Genomic DNA, 17,520 nt, shown 5'->3' with positions numbered 1-17,520 from the left:
GCATCATTCGGAACAATACACTTCCTATTGTTCCAAACGATGTGGATTACGGTGCTCGATGGAGAAATCACAAAAAATGAGCGAGTTTTTTCTTTGTCTGCACATTTTCTGAGGGAGTTTTAGCGACCACAACACATTTTCCGTTTATCGAGAGGGTGGGTAATGTCACGCCAGCGCTTATTTCATTGTTTATGCGGCGCAATTTATGAGCTGATTTCTGTAGCCAGGACCACTCGCGACCGGGGGAAAATCTGGTCGGAAGCACTTTTAATATACAGAATTTCATCCCACACAAATCCCAAAAGACAAAAGCGGTGCCTGAAACGAACAGGGCAAAAGAGTTCCAAAGAGGAACCGCAGGAGTGCCGGAAAGCGCCAAAGAGGGCGCAAGAGGCCTGCCTGAAGGTTCAGACATAGGTTTGGGACCGCATTCCCAGACATTCGAACCCCACACGCCGGACCAAACACTGCCAAACAGAGCGAAAGAGCATCAAACATCAGCAAAAAGCAGCGGATTATCTCTACCCTTTTTCTCCATTTCTTGCAATCCCAAATGCGGAAACATCCCGAAGACGCCCACTACATAGAAACATCTTCCATGACAAGCTGCTCGCTTTCTGTATGACCGGAAAGTGACAGAAATTCACCGGCAATATCCGGATTTTTGAACCGAAGTACATCCGTATCTTTTCTGCCAAAAGCAAGAAAATCCACGCCGCCATACCACACAACACTTTCATCCACAACAGCATACCGCTGATTCAGTTCTTTGTGCGTATGGACCACGATACCTGTCTGCCTCATCATCTCAATCGCTTCACATACACTTTCTTGATTCGCGAGTTTCCCGCTCTCTGCCGTTCTGGTATGGATCGCAATTTCGACACCGGAAGCAACCGCCTTCTGCAAAGAGGGAAGCAATTTCACGATTCTTCCTTTTTGCAGATAAGGACTGACAATAACCACGCTGCGGGCAGCATCATCCAAGTCCTGCTCAAAAGGAAGCATAGATGAGTGTCCATCATAAATCACACTGACAAACTGATCCGCTGCACCGAATTTGACCTGATATCCCAGCTCCGCATAGCCTTTCATGCGTTTATGATACATCCGCTCCAGGGTAGGAACATGGATATCCACATAATCGTAGATACGAACTTCCTGCTTTCCTTCATAATTTCTGTGGAGGCGTCCGGCATACTGTGCCAATGTGCCTTTCCACGATATGGGCATCGTCAGGAGCAGGGTGTCCAACCGCGGGGCGTCAAAGCCCTCTCCGATATACTTTCCGGTCGCAACGACCACCACATCCTTATCGTCAGGCACATTCTGCAATGCCGTCAGCTTTTCACGTTTATCCTTTTGCTTGTCACTGCCAATGAGCAGGAAAACATGCTTTACCTGGTCCGACAGATGACCGGCAAGCAGTACAGCGTGTTCTTTCCGCTCCGTCAGCAGAATTGGTGTACGCCCCTCCTGTATCAACTTCAAAGTGTCTGACACCAACAGTTCGTTCCGGTTGTGATTTTCAATCACACCGGCGTACATATCCTGAATCCCGTTGGCATCCGGCAGTCTTAGGCGTGTAAATCTGGGAATTACTATGTGGGAGAAGCTTCGCTTTTCCGCCTGACTTTTGGCATCCACCAAATACCGGACGGGGCCGCACTGCATAAAGATGATGGGATGATGACCGTCCTTGCGAACAGGTGTGGCAGACAATCCGTAAACATATTTGGCTTCCACTGCTTTCAGAACGGTTTCGAAGGTGAATGCGGCCACATGATGGCACTCATCCACAATGACCATTCCGTACTCTGCCACAAAAGACTTTACGGACTTTTCTCCTCCCTCAAGCAGGGACTGCATGGTGGCAATATCGACGATTCCACTGCGGGTATTCTTTCCGCTGCCAATTTGGCCAATGAGGTGCTGTTTTTTCTTCCTGCCTCGCTTTTTGGGCGGTTCCGGCAGGACTTCATGGATATTCAGAAATTGTTCCAGCGAGGATTTCCACTGTTCCAGCAACGCGCTGGACTGCACCAATACCAAGGTATTGACTTTACGCTGTCCAATCAGATAGGAGCCAATTACGGTTTTCCCGAACGCAGTCGTTGCGGACAGAACACCCGTGTCTGCATCCAGCAGCGCTCGGGCGGCAGGTTCCTGTTCTGGGCGCAGCACCCCATTAAATTCCACATCAATGGAATGTCCCGGTGATCTGTGATCTTCCAGAACGACAGGGACTTCATATTGATCCAATAACCCCAGAATCTCATCCATACAACCACGGGGAAGGCCGATGTATTCCTCATCCTCATAGCCGCAGTCCAGAACGCGAGGAACGCCATAAACGGAAATACGCATGGCTTGCTTGGAGCGAAATTCCGGATTTGGAAACGCCGCAAGTCTCTTGAGCGTATTCAACGCCCCTTGAGAGAAACCCTTTTTCTCAACGTAAATCAAATTGGAATGATGCAGGCGTACCTGCAGTGGAAAATCTCTGCGCGTCAGTTTTGTCTTGGTTCGCTTGCGTTTCCAGGGCACTTGCTTCTCCTCAGCATCCGCCAATTCTCCCATGTCCCCATGATGGCATACTTTCCTTAAAGCTTCTTCCAACTGTTCCGGCGTGATTTTCGGCAGGGAGGACAGAAATGCCCACTGATCAGGATAAGGCTCAAAGCGATCATCCACAAACAGAGAATTTCCGTCTTTCTGCGCCTGTCCTTGAAATGGCAGGGCAATCAAATTCCCGAAACCGCCCTTCGGCACAAGATCCTGAGACGGGAACAACCGGTCATAGGACGAAAAGGATAGCTCATGCCGGCACGACATGGTCCCAGTCAGCAAACCGGTCCCCAAGCGCCTGGCATCGGCGGCTGAAACAGGCTCCGAAAAGAAAAACCAGACATGGGCGCCGTTTCCGGAACGGGAGCGTTCCACTGCCGGTACCAATCCCGCTTCTTTGCAGGATTTGCAAAATGCAGTCACATCAAGCTTCCAGTTTTCTTCATCAAAATCCGCAGCCAACAGCCAGGTCTTGTTGTCCTCCAGCATCGGATAGATTGCCGCCACATCTCTGCACAAAGAATCACGGCCAATCAAATGTGCTTTGACCACATCGGCTGTGAGCGGCCGAAACTCACGGTTGGGGCACTCTGCGCACTTGTATTTCTTTTTATCGCACAGGCTATGCACCCATTCATTTTTACAGACTGGGGTGTAACCGTTTTTCCCGGTGGTGGTGCTGTGATACCGGCGTGCATATACATCTTCCCGCCCTTTGAAAACAGACAGGAAATACTCGATTTTTTCCTGTGAGGAGCTGTGTGCGTGAACCGGGGCAGACTGCACATCCGTTAGCGCACAGCTGCGCCACAGCGGCTCGGAGCATACTGCCCTTTTGCCGTTTTCATCTTCACAGAGAAGCAGCGCCCGCCCTCCATCCAGAGACGGGACGATTTCAAGAAGCGCATACTCCCGGCCACTGATAATCGCTTTTCGATTCATACACAGCCCCCCTCCACACCAGCAGTTACTTCCGTCTATACTTTGTTTTCCTGCCGTTTCCATCCTGATAAATCAGGCCCTCGGCGACCATTTGTTTCAGAATTCGGTTGGCTGTGGCCTGGCTTACATCCAGAAGCTGATCCACATCACTGCGCACGATATGACCATTGGAACCAATGAAATCCAAGATCCGTTTCTCTTCACTTTTGAGCGTACCAACCGGTGTCTGTGTATGATTTGTGCCGGCGTTCCTGTTTGGCAGCGTGATTTTGAATGCGTTGCTCGATACCTCGATTTTTGGCTTCAATTCCGTCTCCGTGTAGGCGTTCATAATTTTAGGCATACCGGTGCCGTATGCCTCAATCAACTGCAGACGATAAAATATAGCTGCCAGCTTGGGGTTTCGGCAAACCGAGAGTCCCAGCATGATGTCGTTCAGTTCAATGCCGGAGGGCAGTCCACCTACAGAGACAAATTCGATCCTGTCGGCATATACACTGACCAGAGTGCTTGCACGGAAAGAATAGTCTCTATGGATCAGCGAGTTCAGCAGCGCTTCCCGCAGGGCATCTTCCGGATAATCCCGTGTGTCGATTCGGTATAGCCCATCAAAAGTTGCTTTTGTCTGGTTACGCAGATCCAGATAGCTGTACAACTCCTCCATTTGCTGAAACAGCGAACCGCCAAATTCTCTTCTGTCCTGAAAGCTTCCTTTATCTTCCCCAGAGAAGGTTGCCGCCTTGATGGTGCTGGGACACTGATCGGACAGGAGGAGCGCCACATTGGAGTAGATACCATCCGCAGAAATCATTCCAAGAGTCTGCATTTTTGCAGTATCAAATGGGATGTTCTGCTTTTCAAATTGCTTCTCTGCCGCTTCAAAGCTGAGATTCTGTTCCAGTGAACGCATGGATTCGAAGTTGTCCCCATCAGTTTCCTTGATCATTCTTCGGATCGCAGTATCCGTAGCCGGGTCAGAAGATGTGCCGTTTCTGACATAGACCCCACTGGGTTTCAACCCCTTACTGCCCAGATAATAGGGCCGGTCGGTCCCTTTTTGAATGGTCACAGCAATGATATCCTTGTCGCCGACATGTTGGGTTTCGTAGCCCACAAACATGGTCACATCAGGCTTGATGGAATCTCGAATCATATTGTTCAGCTGCAAAATGACTTGGTCGGCGTTTTTGACTCCCACAACACTTCCATCGTCGCTGACACCAATATACAGCGTACCGCCTTTTGTGTTGGCAAAGGCAATGACTTCTTTGCAGATATCTCCCACGACCTCTGCTTTCAGTTCAACAACTTCACTCTCAACAAATGCCATACACAGCACCTCCTTTTCTTAGTTGTCATTATAATCATTCTTGTCATTCTTGTCAAAACATATTCATTTGATAAGAAAATTATTCCGTGTTATAAAAGCCCGCAGCCCAGGGTATTTCTTTGTTTATGCGGCGCATTTCCTGCGCCTCTGCTCTGAGATGATTCGTCCTGTTATTGCCCTCCTCAAACTGGGCGGAACATCTTTTAATACACAGAATCCAATCCCACACAAATCCCAAAAGACGAAAGAATTCCTTGAAACAAGCAGGGCAGAAGAGTTTTAAAGAGGAACTGGCGGAGCATAGGAAAGCGTTAAACAGGGTACAAAAGCTCTATTTGAAAGGACGGACATATTTTTGGGAGCAGGATGCCGCAGGTTCGAATCCTGTCACTCGGACCATTTTCCTTAGAAAAACCGCCTAAATAGGCGGTTTTTCTGCGTTTTTGGTTTGATTTTTGAGGTTTTGCTGATTGCTGTTTTGCGGCGATCCCAGGGGCAGAACAGCGGCAGGCGCATGAGCGAGGATAGCCACCGAAAACGCCAAATCCCTAACCCATCCCTAACGGGGAAACTTCCGCATTTTTCCGTTATATCGGTGCCGTTGTCGGCGACTCCTGATCGTATGTCTACGCTGTGTAGGTCGTGAAGCAGGATCCCTCCTGCTATAAGTCAATCTTTGACCTATCTTAAATTCAATAGAGCGTCCACCAGTATTCGAACACTTTGCGATACTGGTTGCCCTTCTTTGATAGGCCGAAATACTTACGGACCTTTCGATTGGATCTTCGCTTCAGATACTGTTGACGATCGCTGGACTTCATATACTGAATATGCAGTCCGGAATGAAGTAACGTTCTTAATCTCTCATAGTCTCCCATGATATACCCCATGTTTGGTGCATACCTGCTGTGTTGAATGAGAAACAGAAGATGGTCTGAGTGCCTGACACACTGGGTGCGGCGATATTGGCGACCGGAACGTCGGCCGCATCCAGGCTCGTTTTTAGTAGATTCCAAGATCTCGGTGATCCGCTTGTTTAACTCTTGCTCTGTCATAAATCTTCCTGCTCTGTACGGTCCGGGTGATAGGGTTGACCCCGTGCCAGGAGCCACGCTGTTTCGCGTGGTATTCCCGCCGGGCTTTCTTACTGCGTTTGTCCAATGGAATCAACTGCGTCACAGCTGATCATCTCCTTCTTTTTGTCTTGGTGTGAGCACCCCAGAGGGCACAGCACAGCAATCGCTGGCTGATATACGGACGGCACCGAGGATGTTCCGATCGTAGACTCTTGTATAACAATCTCATTACAAATGGCAAAGATCGCTTGCTATTTTAGAGCACATCAGGTATGCTGAAATATTCCGCTAAGGTGGAGATCATCCTGGTGAATGGAGGCGATCCATATGTCCATGATTCAGTTTCCTGTCATCGATCCTGTGGCTACCGGGGCAAATATCTGCCGGCTCCGGAAGGATCGCGGCCTGACAGTCCGAGATCTCCAGCACTATTTCGGATTTGAGGAGCCGCAAGCCATCTACAAATGGCAGCGGGGCCAGAGCCTTCCCAGTGTAGATAACCTCTATGCACTGAGCGCTTTGCTCCAGGTGCCGATGAACGAGATCATCATCTCCACTTCTCATATCGTTTCTTGCGAGCAGCAGGCAGCCGCCTGCTGCTCAGGTCTTTTTATGGGGACATTTCCTCAGGTACAGTGGGCATGGCAGAATTTCAAAACCGCTTAGATCCTTATCCGCCTGTACCCATAGGCCTGCCGCGGTCCTGCCGGACGGCCGCAGCCCTTGGGTGAACAAGCGACTTTATAAATAGAATATCACGCCATTATGGCAAGTATCAGAGAAGCATAAGGTCGAATTCTGCTTTTGACAATGGATATGTGTTAGAAATGGCAGTATTTCGGTGGACGAGGATGGAGGCGACTGTCGAGCCTTTCACAATGAGTTATGAGCTCATGTTGCATTCATCAGATGCAGTCCATTCTTTGCCGGGGAGTGCGCAGCATCATAATTCATCTGCGCCTGAACCGATCATCACCGCCTATCCATTCTGCCACGCCCACCACACCTAAAGGTGTGGTGATGGCATTTATGCGGCCGTGCTCTTTTCGATAAAGTCGCTGAGGATGTCCTCAAAGCTGTCATTCATGTCAAAGGGCGGCTCATAGGATACCTCGGTGTTGACCAGACACTTGTCCAGGGACATGGAGATCTCGTCGGCCCTCTTGCTGAGCGCCGTGGCCATACCTCGGATCTTGTTCCGATCAAAGTCGATGGTTGTGACCTGCGTGGCATCACAGCGGTAGGAGACCTGGTTTCCCTCGCCGTTGAATCGGAAGCCAGAGCCTCCGCCGGTAATGGTCTTTTCACTGTTGCGGAGCATGGTCATATGGCGGAATACCTCAGCCAATTCCTGACGCTGCCGGTTCAGGCCCACCTCGCTGTCCATATCCAAATCCAATGCGTTCTTGGCGGCGTGGATAGCCCGGCACAATTTCTCCCGCTCCTCCAGCAGGGACATGAGGAAGGCGGCTACCTCGTTGGCGTGGCCGGCATACTCGCTGGGAGCAGCTTCCTCCACTACGGCATCCTGAGTATCGGACATGACCTTGCTCCGAAGATGAGTGGTCTTGACCTTGACGATATTGCGCCGGTCCTGAAGGATGGCAGTGGCCTCACACATCAGAGCTTTCAGTTTATTCTGGAATCGAAACGCATCTTTCATATTCATGGATCATACCTCCTTATGTCACTCCCCGGCGGAACGATTTGATGGGTCAAGCATACTCCAAACTTGATCAGTTGTCATTGAACTGCTGGTTGAATATGGCGAGGTTTGCTTTTTCGTGCGTTATAGGCGGTTCCGGCTTGACCGTGTCCATTTCCGCGAAGCCGCTGGCATTCTCTGCCGTTCCTGGCTGCATGTCTACGCTGCGTAGGTTGTGGAGCCGCACCTCTCCTGTTATAATCTCGATAAAATCTTTGTACAGGAGACCAAACGCATGAACTTATATGTCACCGGCAACACCATCAAGCAGCTGCGGGAGCAGAAAAAAATGACGCAGGCAGAGCTCGCAGACAAGATCGATGTCAGCAGCAAGACCATTTCCAAGTGGGAGACCGCCAAAGGGCTGCCGGATATCTCGCTCCTCGAGCCGCTTTCCGCCGCTCTCGGTGTCTCCGTCATGGAACTGATGAAAGGCGATGCTGTCATCAATCAAAACAGATCCGCCAATCTGCTTCGCTCCAAGCTGTACGTCTGCCCCATCTGCGGCAACGTGATCCACACCCTGGGGGATACGGTCATCAGCTGCTGTGGTGTGTCTCTTCCAGCTTTGGAGGCTGAGGCACCGGACGAACACCACGAGATCCAGATCGAGCCGGTAGAAGACGAACACTTCATCACCGTCCATCATCCCATGACAAAATCCCACTACATTTCCTTTTTGGCCTATGTGACATCCGAAAAGTTTCAGATGATCAAGCTGTACCCGGAAGGAAACGCAGAGTGCAGATTTCGTCTCCGGGGTCGAGGATACCTGTATTGCTACTGCAACCGCCACGGATTGATGGTGAAGCAGATCCGATAACCAGGTGCGATAAACGCGAAGCGCAGATAGAGCTCCTTTACCCCACTCTCTCGAACGGGATCACCTTGCACCGGCTCTCCTCCGGCGGGTCGGGCGGCTCGGGTTCCGGCTTGGCCGTAGCCGTTTCCATGAAGCCGCCGATCTTCTCCGCCGCGCCCCTCTGCATCTCATTGGTGATATGCGTATAGGTGTCGAGGGTGAACCCGGCGCTGAAATGGCCCAGCATGCTGGACAATGTCTTCACATCCACGCCGCTGGAGAGTGCCATGGTGGCGAAAGTATGCCTTAAATCATGAAAGCGCACATGCTCCTCGATGCCGGCCATTGCCAGCAGTTTGCGGTTGATCCTGGACACCGCGTCCGGACTCCAGTAGCCGCCGGTGCGGGGTGATGGGAACAGGATGGGATTGTCGGGGTGCTGTTCGTGCTCCCGCACCAGGATATCCACCGCCTGCTGGGACAGCGCCACCCTGCGGATGGAGTTCTTGGTTTTCGGCTCGGTCACCACCAGCTCCCCGTCGATGCGGGTGACCTGCTTGCTCACCGAGAGGATGCGGTCCTTCACGTTCAGGTCGTCCCACAGGAGCGCCAGCAGCTCCCCCCGCCGCAGGCCGCTGGACAGCTCCAGGAAGAACATGGGCAGGACGCCGTACTTCTCCGCCTCGCGGAGATACGCCCCCCAGCTTCTCCGGCGGAATGATGGTCATCTCCCGGTGCTCTTTGCGGGGGATGCGGCAGTTGTCGCAGGGGTTGTAGGGGATGATCCGCTCCTTGACCGCCTGCTTGAGCGCCGAGGACAGCACCATGTGGATGCGCCGGACCGTGCTACCGGACAAGGCCGTGCTGGTCTGCGTATCAAACCGCTGTACCCGCCCCTTGGCCTTGGAATTGTTGTACATCTGCTGGATCTGGATGGCGGTGAGCCGCTTGAGCTTGACCATCCCGATGGCCGGCACGATGTGGTTCTCGATGATATTCCTGTAGTTCTTGGCGGTGTTGGGGCGGATCACCGGCTTGCTGTAGGTCTCGAACCACAGCCTGCACCACTCCGCCACGGTGTAGTCCTCGTTGTGGTCCATCGGGATGCCCCGGTTGTCCCGGATGGCCCGGTCCAGCTTTTCCTTGCACTCGGCCCGCGTCTTGGCGGACACGCTTTTCTGGATGGCACGGCCGGTGGCGGGGTCGATCCCCAGGGTGTATCTGCCCTCCCAGCGGCCGTTGGGCTTTCTGCGAATGCTGCCCTCGCCGTTTGCTCGTTTCTTTGCCATTGGTTGTCCCTCCTTTCGGCAACACAAACAAATACCACAGAATCCCGGAAATAGCTACTAAAATATTTCCGTCTTTTGAGCCGCCTGCTCCTCGATCCACGCCATGAACTTATCCCGGGGGACGATGATGCGGCTGCCCAGGGTGATGGTGGGGAAATCCTTCCGGTGCGCCACCTCGTAGGCGTGGGCCAGGCCGATACCCAACACATCGGCCACATCCTGCACGGTCAGCATCAGAGGGAGCTCGTTGAACGAGTTATACTTGGATCGTTTCATCAGATTCCTTTCCACCCTTCCCGCGGAAGGGATTTTATTCTTTGTTTTGAGGCTCATTTCTTGCGCCGCTCACATGGTCATTTGCGGCCACTGTTCCTCGTGGTCATCCGGCTTGTGACCCATAGCGATCTTCTTCTCCCGCAGCTTTCTGAGCCGCTTGCGGTCGATCTGGATGCCGCCGGGGCGGGACTCGGGCAGGGAGTTGTCCTGGAACACCCGGCTCATGTGGTAGAGCAGCCGCGTTACCGCCAGCATCACATCGGGCGGACGCTGTTCCTCCCTGTGGTCCAGAAGGTACCGGGCGTATTCGTTCCCCTGCTCCGCCGACCGGGTCAGCCATTGAACGGCGCGCTCCTCATCCCGGGGCACTTCCTTTCCCATGAGGTACAGCTTGCCCAGCAGGTACTGGGCATAGGGATTGTCTTGCTCGGCGGAACGGGTGAACCACTCCACGGCGCCCGCCGCGTCTTGTTTCGTGATCTCGCCGCGGAGCAGCTCTTTGCCCAGGCGGTACATGGCCCACCTGTTTCCGCCTTCCGCAGCGGTGCGCAGCCAGTCCATGCCCCGCGCGGTGTCCCGCACCTCCAGATCATCCGAGAGGTACAGTTTGGCCAGGGCGTACTGCGCCGCCAGATGCCCCTGCCGGGCGGCCTGCTCGAACCAATACCGGGCGTTCACCCCGTCGGGGATCAGCAGAGGGCCGTCCCGCCAGAGCTTGCCCAGCAGGTATTGGGAGTAGCGGTCGCCGCCCTTCGCCAGCTTCTCCAGCTCCGATACCGCGCCGCTCCGTTCCTCCAGCGTCAGTTCTTCATTTCGGATGACCTCCTGCAGCATCCAGTACGCATTGGATGCATTTCGGAACTGCTCCAGCTCGTCCCGCTGGCCCATGTCCTGGTCCTCGAAGGTGATCTGGCCCAGACGCAGCCGCTCCGCTTCCCGGATGACAGCGTTTTTGATCTGCCGGAACTCCTTTTCTTTGGACAGCGGGAGCCGTTCCCGGGGCGTGTCGTGGTAGTAACCGTCCACCTTTCCCTGGAGCAGGAGCCACTGGTCGTAGCACTGGCGCACGATGGGAAGCCGCTCCATCTGATCCACGATCTCATCCACCAGCCCCTTGAGCCGCTTGGGAAGATAGCCGTAGGTTTTCTTGCCCTTGACCGTCCCCAGCCCCGCCGCCAGCTCCTGCATGAGCCGCTCGGCCTCCGGGTGGTCGCACAGACCGCCCTGCATCGCCTGCACCAGCTCCAGCATGGCACGCCGCGCCTGCCGCACCAGCTCGTCCCGGGACGCCGACTTCTGCTCGTAGAGGTGGAGCATCTCGTCCCGGAAGATGTCGTTGGTCAGCCTGGATTTGATCTGACGGATGCCCTCTTTGGAGAGGTAGGCTTGTCCGGGTTTGGCCGACCAGGCCATCATGTGGACGTGCGGATGCTCCCCCTCATCGTGGAAGGCGGCGTACCAGCGGAAGTCTGCGGGCGGTATTTTCATCGCCGCCGCGATCTCGTTGCGGTGGGCGCGGATGAGATTTCTCCACGCTGCGGCGTTGTCGAAGCCCAGACGCGCCGCGTCCTCCCGCTTGAGAGAGAGGATGTACGTCCACACATTTCCGGTGTACTGCTCCAGTTCTGCCATCGCTTTTTCCAGCGACACGCCGTCGCTGTCCCCGAACAGCCCGTGGGAACCCAGCCGCTCCGCCCGGGGCCGGGTGGCGATATACTTCAGATACTGCTCCGACTGGCGGAGCGCGTCCCAGTTGGATTCCAGCGCCAGGGTGAGGAACGCCGAGGCCGCCGACTTGGTGGGCTTGGCCTGGTAGCTCTCATACTCGTAGAGAGTTTTGGTGTCGGGGAAGTCCTTCACCAGCTTGGCGATGAGCTGCTCCTGCTTGCGTGTGGGCGGACGGTTATCCGGCAGGATCTCCACCCGTTCCCGGGTTGCGATGTAGCGCAGGTACCCCGCCGCGCCGCCGGTGCTTTTGATATAGGGGCTTTTCAAGATCAGTCTTGCCATTGGTCACCATCCCAGTTCGGCTCCCCGGCGGCGCGCGCCCGCTTCTCCAGCGAGATAAGACCGTTGGTGGCTTTCACGTTTCGGACGCTCTCCGCCCGCCTGCGTTTCAGATCGTCCCGGTCGATCTCCATCGCATCCGCGATAATCCCGATGACCATATCCAGCTCCACCTCCCGGGTGTACTCCCGCCTGGCGATGAGATCCTCCAGCCGGCCCAGCCTGCCGTCCAGCACGGCCAGGAGCGCCGCGGGCAGCAGAGACTGCGCATCCCGCATCTCCAGATAGTCCACATAAAAGTTGACGGCCTTTTCCACGAACTCGTTTTTGCTCCGGCAGTTGTCCGCGGCGTACCACTGCTCCAGCCTGCGGCTGGTCTCCGGCTTCATCCGCAGCGGGAGCCGCTCTTTCGTTTCGTTACCCATGAAAACTCTCCTTTCTTCCAAACAGACATCGGCAAAAAGCCTGCGACACGGGGCTTTGTGGGAAAGCTGACGCCAGCGGCCCTTTTTTCGCCCCTCAAAGACGCCAGCTTTCGCACCCCGAAACTGCCCGCACTGCGGGCAGACGTGACCGCCCGGGCGGCGCTTGCGGCGCCAGGGTTTTATCCTGCTTTCTCCTTCGTCCCAGCATTTTCCTCCACCCCCGGAAGTGATTCGGGAGCCAGCTCTGGAAACGCCCCCGAAAGCGGCCCAAATCCGCCCTCCACGCCCGAGGGGGTATCCACCCCCGCAGACTCCCCCAAAGGCGCACACAGGGCGTTCTGGTGGCTTCTGCGGGCGGATTCCGCCAGCCGCTCCGCCGCCCTCTGACGGGCGGCGTCCTCGTCCAACTGCCGGAACTGCCGCTCGTAGAACAATTCCATCGCCGCCTGGATAGGGCGGATGGTGTAGAGCAGGTTTCCGTTGAGCGGCCTGCCGTCCTTGCTCCGTATCATGGTCGGCTCGGTGCGGATGAGACCTTTCTCCTCCAGGCTGCGCACATACTTGCTGACCGTGTTTTCGCACATACCCAGCGCCTTGCCGATGGTCTTGTAGCTCGGCCAGCACTGATAGGTTTTTCTGTTCTCGATACTCAGCAGGTAGCAGTAGATCGAGATCTCCGGGTGACTGAGCCCGATGTGAAACACTTCGTTGGGAACCAGAAAATAGTTTTTGCGGGGATCGCGTTTGGGCCACTGTTGAAACTTCATTTTGCACCACCTTTCTTTTTCATCTCCACGGAACGGATTTCTCATTGAGCGCCACCGCGCAGAGCGGCGGCAGACCGACACAGATTCAAATCTTCATCACTTCCATCCTCCTTTCTCACACAAAATAAAACGCTCCCGCAAAATTTGTGGGAGCAGTATCCATATTTCTTTTTTCACTTCTCTGTGATAGAATGAGACCATCCGGAGGTGAGATGATGGGCCAGAGCAAATACCGTATTTTTGAACTGTCCGCCCGGGCAGTGATGAGTTATGCCGCGCAGGAAAACGGGCAGTGGCACTTTGACCTTGACCGGGCGGCGACGGAAAAGTGCAAGCGGGTTTCCGCCCTTCACGAGCAGGACGGCAACGCGCTGTTCTTTCAGATCATGTGCGTCGTGCAGGGAGATGACTTTTCCGAGCCGACAGACGACCGGCCCATCGAAGGATTATCCGATGTGATTTTTTACATGGACTTCTCCGGGATCTTCGACCGCAGCAGCACACTGCCCCGCCAGCAGATCCGCCAGGAGAAGGCCCGGGATATGTTCCGCCCGGAGGGCGTGTGCCTGGATCTGGGATCGGGGATGCACCGCTATCTCGCCTTCGAGCGCTCGGGCAGCATGAGCCGCCAGAGCAAGCTGTCCTTTCTCCGGGAGGATGTGTACGATCAGGTGCGCCGCCGCATCCAGATGGACATGACCATCGGCGACTGTCAGCTTAGCAAGCTCTACGCCTACAACGGCCTGATGCTTTCCAGCGGCACACGGCTGGACGGGATCGACCTTGACAACCCCCACCGTGTCATCGTGGTGGACAACCCCGTGGTGATGACCAGGGGCGTCCCGGTCGTCACGGTGGAAGACGACGGCACCCAGAACAGCACCCGGAAGTATCACCGGGTGGAGCGCCGGATGGACATTCCCATCACCTGCTTTGACGGAGAAGGACTCATCTCCAAGCAGTACGCCAAGGTCATCGACCGGGCGCTCTGCGGCGCTGTCGTCCACACTTCTTTTCAGATCCGTCTGCCCTACATCAAGGGGATGGTGCATCAGGTGGACTTTCAGGAGATCCTGGACCTGTGCGGCCAGACCGTGATCCGGGACAGCTGGGGGCAGGAGCACCCTGTCAAGGACGTGGACATCATTCTCACCAAGAGTATGTTCAAGGGATTTGGCTGGCTGAAGGACAGCGGGATGACCTGGGCGGACTATTGGGACGCATTCCGACGCTACCGCCACGCTCTGTACATCACCAATGTGAGCAAGGTGAAACCGGAGACCCACATCGAACTGAACTACCAGTTTTTGAACACGGTATCCATCCGGGAGGAGGAGTTCCGTCCCCGGGATCTGCCCGACGGCTGGGATCACAGCCCGGAGGAGGACAAGCGGAACTGGCTCACCAAGCAGACCGAGGTGGCCTACTACAATTTTTGCGCCAACAGGACCTTCCAGCAGGAATACTTTCTGCAGCGGATGAACCGCTGGGGCATCCTGCCCTTTCGCAAAAACCGGGAGCATCTGCTGGGAGAGATCCTGCGCAAAAATCCGCGCATGATCGGTGAGCCAATCTACCAGCAGGAGCTGGCCGGCAGGGCAAAACAGATTTTGAAGAACTACTCTCTGGGGCGGCTGATCGTAGCCGGGGACAACCGCTATCTCTCCGGGGATCTGATGGACTTTTTAAGCTATCTGCTGGAGACACTTCCGCAGAAGAAGCGGAACAAGGCTTTTTATGATGTGACCAAGAGCTTACGCTTCAAAACCAGCGCCTTCTACGCTCCCGGCGCGGCCTATCAGCACGGAGACACCTGCACCCTGCTACGCAATCCCCATATTGCGAGGAATGAAGAACTGCAGCTCTCCTCCTACGACGCCAAGAAAGAAAAGCGGCAGATGCGGCATTTCTATTTCCGGCATCTCACCGATCTGGTCATGGTGGACTCCACCATGCTGGCGGCGGAGCGGCTGGGCGGCGCGGACTATGACGGGGATATGGTCAAGACCATCGCCGATCCCATTTTGAACGAATGCGTCCGCCGAAACTATGAGGCATCGCGCGGTAGCGCGGACGACGCGCTTTCCAACGAGGCCAACATCCCGCTGCTGATGATCCCATCCGCAACACCCCTGATCCGCAGCGCTGAGGATTGGGAAGCCCGGTTTGAAGTGGTGCGCGGCACCTTCTCCTCCCGGGTGGGGCAGATCTGCAACGCTGCTTTGGATCGCAGCATCATCGCCTACAACGAAAACTCAGACGCAGAGGAGCGCAAACGCCTTCAGGACGAGACCGAAGTGCTGGCCATTCTGACCGGGCTGGAGATCGACTCGGCCAAGAGCGGCATCCGCCCGGATCTGGATGAGTATCTGAAAACGCGGCGGGTGCGGCGGACGCCTTTCCTCCAGTATAAAAATCTGGTGGAGGACGCTGAGGAGACACGCCGGGCCTGGTATGAGGAGACCCACCAGCAGCGCATCAAAGCCTTTTTCAAAAAAATCGACTGGGACAAGGTAGACTCCAATCTGGAGCGTCTGCCCTATTTGGCCCTTCAGCTGAAAAAGCACACGCCGGCCACCAGAGCCAAGCCCGCCAGGGATCACGAGCTCTTCACCTTTGCCCAGCAGCCCGATTGGAAGGAGCATCTCGACGGGGAAATTTTAGAGCAGATCTCCGCCCTGCTGCGGGACTATGAAGCCTGCCTGTCCCGCATCCGGGCCTGCCGGGTGGAGCCCAGCGAAAAGAAACGAAAGAGCGACATCGCCCGTATCCTCTTTGCCCGCGGGCAGGAGGAGCTTTGGGACACCGATGAGCTGTACGCCCAGCTGGGAAGCCTGCCTCCCGAACGGGTGGCGGAGATCTGGGCGGCGCTGAATGAGGCCAGGTGGCAGTTTCTGCGGGAAGATGAACGGATGCAGTTCCTTCTCACCTGGCTGCCGAAGTTTGAACCGCTCTTTGACCTGTTTTCTGATTTCCGCAGCGGTGGATACCGGGTCCTGAGCGACCTGCTCTTTGATATCCAGCAGGAGAATGAACAGCAGAGAAAGCGACAGCTGCACCGCCCCGGAGACTCGGCGACATTTGATGAGCTGATGGATGCGTATCTCAGCAAGCGGAATTCCCAGCATTACCGGGAGGCGGTATCCGCCCGGTGCCGCCAGCGGATGAACAGGATCGTTCGTCCGCAGACGGCGGTGCGCTATGTGGAGGCCCTGGGCAAGCGGAACCTGCTGTGGGATCTGCTGCTGGATGCACTCGAGCCCAATGTGTTGGAGGTGCACCATGCTGAATGAATGGCAGGAGTTTTTGGACTATACGGAGCCGGTAGCATACCGGGCTTCCGGCAAAAAGGACACCGCCTGGCTGGGGCGGTTTACCTTCGAGGCCCTGCGGGACTTCAGCGGCATGAACCGCATCCTGACCATTTTGGCCCGCGGCTTTTTATTTCACGCTCCGGACGGCACCCTGTTGCCCGGCGACCCGAGAGAACGGATCGGCTTTGCTTACGATGGCCTGTGCGCCTGGTGCAGTATTCCCGAGCGCCGCAGCGCGTCCCATGAGGAGTGGCAGCACCGCACCGATTTCGCGCCGCTCCACGAGCAGTTCCCCAAGCTGGTGGACGAGGAGGGCTGGGGCTGGTTCAGCCGCCACTTTCACAGGGCCATGCAGTTTGCTCTGGCGCACCCGGACTTGGTCCATAAGAACTATGCGGCTTCCGCCGGGAAGCTGGACAAGCGGTTTGACCATGAGTGGCGCAGCAAAGTGCTTCAGTATCAGACGGAGCGCCTTTCCACCCTGACAGAGGGTGCGTGGACGATCCGCTTTGACGATATGATCGCCGACGCCCTGGAGCTGGGCCCCCTGCGCTGCACGGAGCCGGAGCTGCCGGCGGAGCTGGCAGAACGGCTTGAGCAGGTACGCCCTGAGAAAATGCCTTCCAATATCCTGCCCACCCTGGTGGCCTACTATCTGGCCAACCGCCCGGAGGACAGCGACTGGGTGGTGCTCCCTGTAACCAATTTTGACTGCTACTTCGGCAACACCAACTTCGGCCGGAAATATCTGAACCAGTTCCCCCAGGAGGTCATCGAGCGAAGCAACAGTTTCGGCATCAGCCGCTACCGGGTCAGGGAGGAATACCTGCCGAAATAAGCGACGGGACTGGCCAGTGCGGCCAGTCCCGTGACGACGTATGGAGACGGAAGAGAATTAATAAGCAATGTCATGAAATCATGTGTTTCTGTCAATTAAGCATTTTTCTGATTGGCTTTTTTGCCGCGGTTATCGCTACTTTCTTTTTTAGTAGCGATAACGATCCGAATCAGAGAACTCC

The 17,520-nt window shown here is 55.4% G+C and carries 13 protein-coding genes and 1 pseudogene; 4 read left to right on the top strand and 10 right to left on the bottom strand.

Annotation, left to right across the window (positions count from 1 at the left end; translation table 11 throughout):
- Positions 1 to 67: 67 nt before the first annotated feature.
- The 3 genes from ACKTS9_RS14740 to ACKTS9_RS14730 form a co-directional block, all read right to left on the bottom strand.
- Entirely contained in the window at positions 68 to 415 is a 348-nt protein-coding gene (locus tag ACKTS9_RS14740) for a hypothetical protein (RefSeq protein WP_407881710.1), read from the bottom strand.
- 164 nt (positions 416 to 579) lie between these two features.
- Positions 580 to 3,510, bottom strand: a complete 2,931-nt coding sequence (locus ACKTS9_RS14735) for a TOTE conflict system archaeo-eukaryotic primase domain-containing protein (protein ID WP_407881708.1) — start codon at positions 3,508 to 3,510, stop codon at positions 580 to 582.
- A gap of 25 nt (positions 3,511 to 3,535) precedes the next feature.
- The gene (locus ACKTS9_RS14730) at positions 3,536 to 4,840 is read right to left on the bottom strand and encodes an RNA-binding domain-containing protein (RefSeq protein ID WP_407881706.1); all 1,305 of its coding nucleotides are present in this window, start codon (positions 4,838 to 4,840) and stop codon (positions 3,536 to 3,538) included.
- A 1,403-nt stretch (positions 4,841 to 6,243) separates the two neighbouring features.
- Between ACKTS9_RS14730 and ACKTS9_RS14725 the strand changes: the two genes are divergently transcribed.
- Complete coding sequence (locus ACKTS9_RS14725) at positions 6,244 to 6,582, top strand: helix-turn-helix domain-containing protein (protein WP_338109742.1); 339 nt, start codon at positions 6,244 to 6,246, stop codon at positions 6,580 to 6,582.
- 361 nt (positions 6,583 to 6,943) lie between these two features.
- On the opposite strand, the gene ACKTS9_RS14720 is transcribed toward ACKTS9_RS14725, so the two are convergent.
- Positions 6,944 to 7,585, bottom strand: a complete 642-nt coding sequence (locus ACKTS9_RS14720; RefSeq protein ID WP_407881703.1) for a hypothetical protein — start codon at positions 7,583 to 7,585, stop codon at positions 6,944 to 6,946.
- A gap of 271 nt (positions 7,586 to 7,856) precedes the next feature.
- Here ACKTS9_RS14720 and ACKTS9_RS14715 point away from each other — a divergent pair, with 271 nt between their 5' ends.
- Complete coding sequence (locus ACKTS9_RS14715) at positions 7,857 to 8,444, top strand: helix-turn-helix domain-containing protein (RefSeq protein ID WP_087335655.1); 588 nt, start codon at positions 7,857 to 7,859, stop codon at positions 8,442 to 8,444.
- Positions 8,445 to 8,481: 37 nt separating this feature from the next.
- Here the strand turns inward: ACKTS9_RS14715 and ACKTS9_RS14710 are convergent, their stop codons facing one another.
- The 6 genes and pseudogenes from ACKTS9_RS14710 to ACKTS9_RS14685 all read right to left on the bottom strand — a co-directional run bounded on the left by ACKTS9_RS14710 (position 8,482) and on the right by ACKTS9_RS14685 (position 13,187).
- On the bottom strand, positions 8,482 to 9,081 hold the full coding sequence (locus tag ACKTS9_RS14710; protein ID WP_407881701.1) for a site-specific integrase: 600 nt from the start codon (positions 9,079 to 9,081) through the stop codon (positions 8,482 to 8,484).
- Between the two features lie 313 nt (positions 9,082 to 9,394).
- A pseudogene (locus ACKTS9_RS14705) lies at positions 9,395 to 9,523 on the bottom strand (site-specific integrase); the annotation flags it as partial.
- A gap of 246 nt (positions 9,524 to 9,769) precedes the next feature.
- Complete coding sequence (locus tag ACKTS9_RS14700; RefSeq protein WP_087188798.1) at positions 9,770 to 9,988, bottom strand: helix-turn-helix domain-containing protein; 219 nt, start codon at positions 9,986 to 9,988, stop codon at positions 9,770 to 9,772.
- Positions 9,989 to 10,057: 69 nt separating this feature from the next.
- Entirely contained in the window at positions 10,058 to 11,998 is a 1,941-nt protein-coding gene (gene mobP3 / locus ACKTS9_RS14695) for a MobP3 family relaxase (RefSeq protein WP_407881698.1), read from the bottom strand.
- Positions 11,986 to 12,420: a hypothetical protein gene (locus tag ACKTS9_RS14690; protein WP_407881696.1), complete on the bottom strand. Its 435-nt coding sequence runs from the start codon at positions 12,418 to 12,420 to the stop codon at positions 11,986 to 11,988. The genes mobP3 and ACKTS9_RS14690 overlap by 13 nt, the downstream gene beginning before the upstream one ends.
- Before the next feature lie 179 nt (positions 12,421 to 12,599).
- Entirely contained in the window at positions 12,600 to 13,187 is a 588-nt protein-coding gene (locus ACKTS9_RS14685; protein ID WP_407881694.1) for a helix-turn-helix domain-containing protein, read from the bottom strand.
- Between the two features lie 215 nt (positions 13,188 to 13,402).
- Here ACKTS9_RS14685 and ACKTS9_RS14680 point away from each other — a divergent pair, with 215 nt between their 5' ends.
- Both ACKTS9_RS14680 and ACKTS9_RS14675 read left to right on the top strand, forming a co-directional pair.
- Positions 13,403 to 16,480: an RNA dependent RNA polymerase gene (locus ACKTS9_RS14680; RefSeq protein ID WP_407881692.1), complete on the top strand. Its 3,078-nt coding sequence runs from the start codon at positions 13,403 to 13,405 to the stop codon at positions 16,478 to 16,480.
- Positions 16,470 to 17,339: a hypothetical protein gene (locus ACKTS9_RS14675; protein ID WP_407881688.1), complete on the top strand. Its 870-nt coding sequence runs from the start codon at positions 16,470 to 16,472 to the stop codon at positions 17,337 to 17,339. Before ACKTS9_RS14680 ends, ACKTS9_RS14675 begins: the two co-directional genes overlap by 11 nt.
- The last annotated feature ends 181 nt before the right edge of the window (positions 17,340 to 17,520 follow it).

The sequence above is a fragment of the Owariibacterium komagatae genome, from assembly GCF_045865535.1.
In the GTDB taxonomy this organism is placed as follows: domain Bacteria; phylum Bacillota; class Clostridia; order Oscillospirales; family Ruminococcaceae; genus Ruthenibacterium; species Ruthenibacterium komagatae.
This window is presented reverse-complemented; position numbering and strand designations above follow the sequence as displayed.

What these genes read in the sequence shown, in the direction of transcription:
- ACKTS9_RS14740 (WP_407881710.1), bottom strand. Translation starts at nt 415, where the DNA reads ATGTCTGAACCTTCAGGCAGGCCTCTTGCGCCCTCTTTGGCGCTTTCC.
- ACKTS9_RS14735 (WP_407881708.1), bottom strand. Translation starts at nt 3,510, where the DNA reads ATGAATCGAAAAGCGATTATCAGTGGCCGGGAGTATGCGCTTCTTGAA.
- ACKTS9_RS14730 (WP_407881706.1), bottom strand. Translation starts at nt 4,840, where the DNA reads ATGGCATTTGTTGAGAGTGAAGTTGTTGAACTGAAAGCAGAGGTCGTG.
- ACKTS9_RS14725 (WP_338109742.1), top strand. Translation starts at nt 6,244, where the DNA reads ATGTCCATGATTCAGTTTCCTGTCATCGATCCTGTGGCTACCGGGGCA.
- ACKTS9_RS14720 (WP_407881703.1), bottom strand. Translation starts at nt 7,585, where the DNA reads ATGAATATGAAAGATGCGTTTCGATTCCAGAATAAACTGAAAGCTCTG.
- ACKTS9_RS14715 (WP_087335655.1), top strand. Translation starts at nt 7,857, where the DNA reads ATGAACTTATATGTCACCGGCAACACCATCAAGCAGCTGCGGGAGCAG.
- ACKTS9_RS14710 (WP_407881701.1), bottom strand. Translation starts at nt 9,081, where the DNA reads ATGTTCTTCCTGGAGCTGTCCAGCGGCCTGCGGCGGGGGGAGCTGCTG.
- ACKTS9_RS14700 (WP_087188798.1), bottom strand. Translation starts at nt 9,988, where the DNA reads ATGAAACGATCCAAGTATAACTCGTTCAACGAGCTCCCTCTGATGCTG.
- mobP3 (WP_407881698.1), bottom strand. Translation starts at nt 11,998, where the DNA reads ATGGCAAGACTGATCTTGAAAAGCCCCTATATCAAAAGCACCGGCGGC.
- ACKTS9_RS14690 (WP_407881696.1), bottom strand. Translation starts at nt 12,420, where the DNA reads ATGGGTAACGAAACGAAAGAGCGGCTCCCGCTGCGGATGAAGCCGGAG.
- ACKTS9_RS14685 (WP_407881694.1), bottom strand. Translation starts at nt 13,187, where the DNA reads ATGAAGTTTCAACAGTGGCCCAAACGCGATCCCCGCAAAAACTATTTT.
- ACKTS9_RS14680 (WP_407881692.1), top strand. Translation starts at nt 13,403, where the DNA reads ATGGGCCAGAGCAAATACCGTATTTTTGAACTGTCCGCCCGGGCAGTG.
- ACKTS9_RS14675 (WP_407881688.1), top strand. Translation starts at nt 16,470, where the DNA reads ATGCTGAATGAATGGCAGGAGTTTTTGGACTATACGGAGCCGGTAGCA.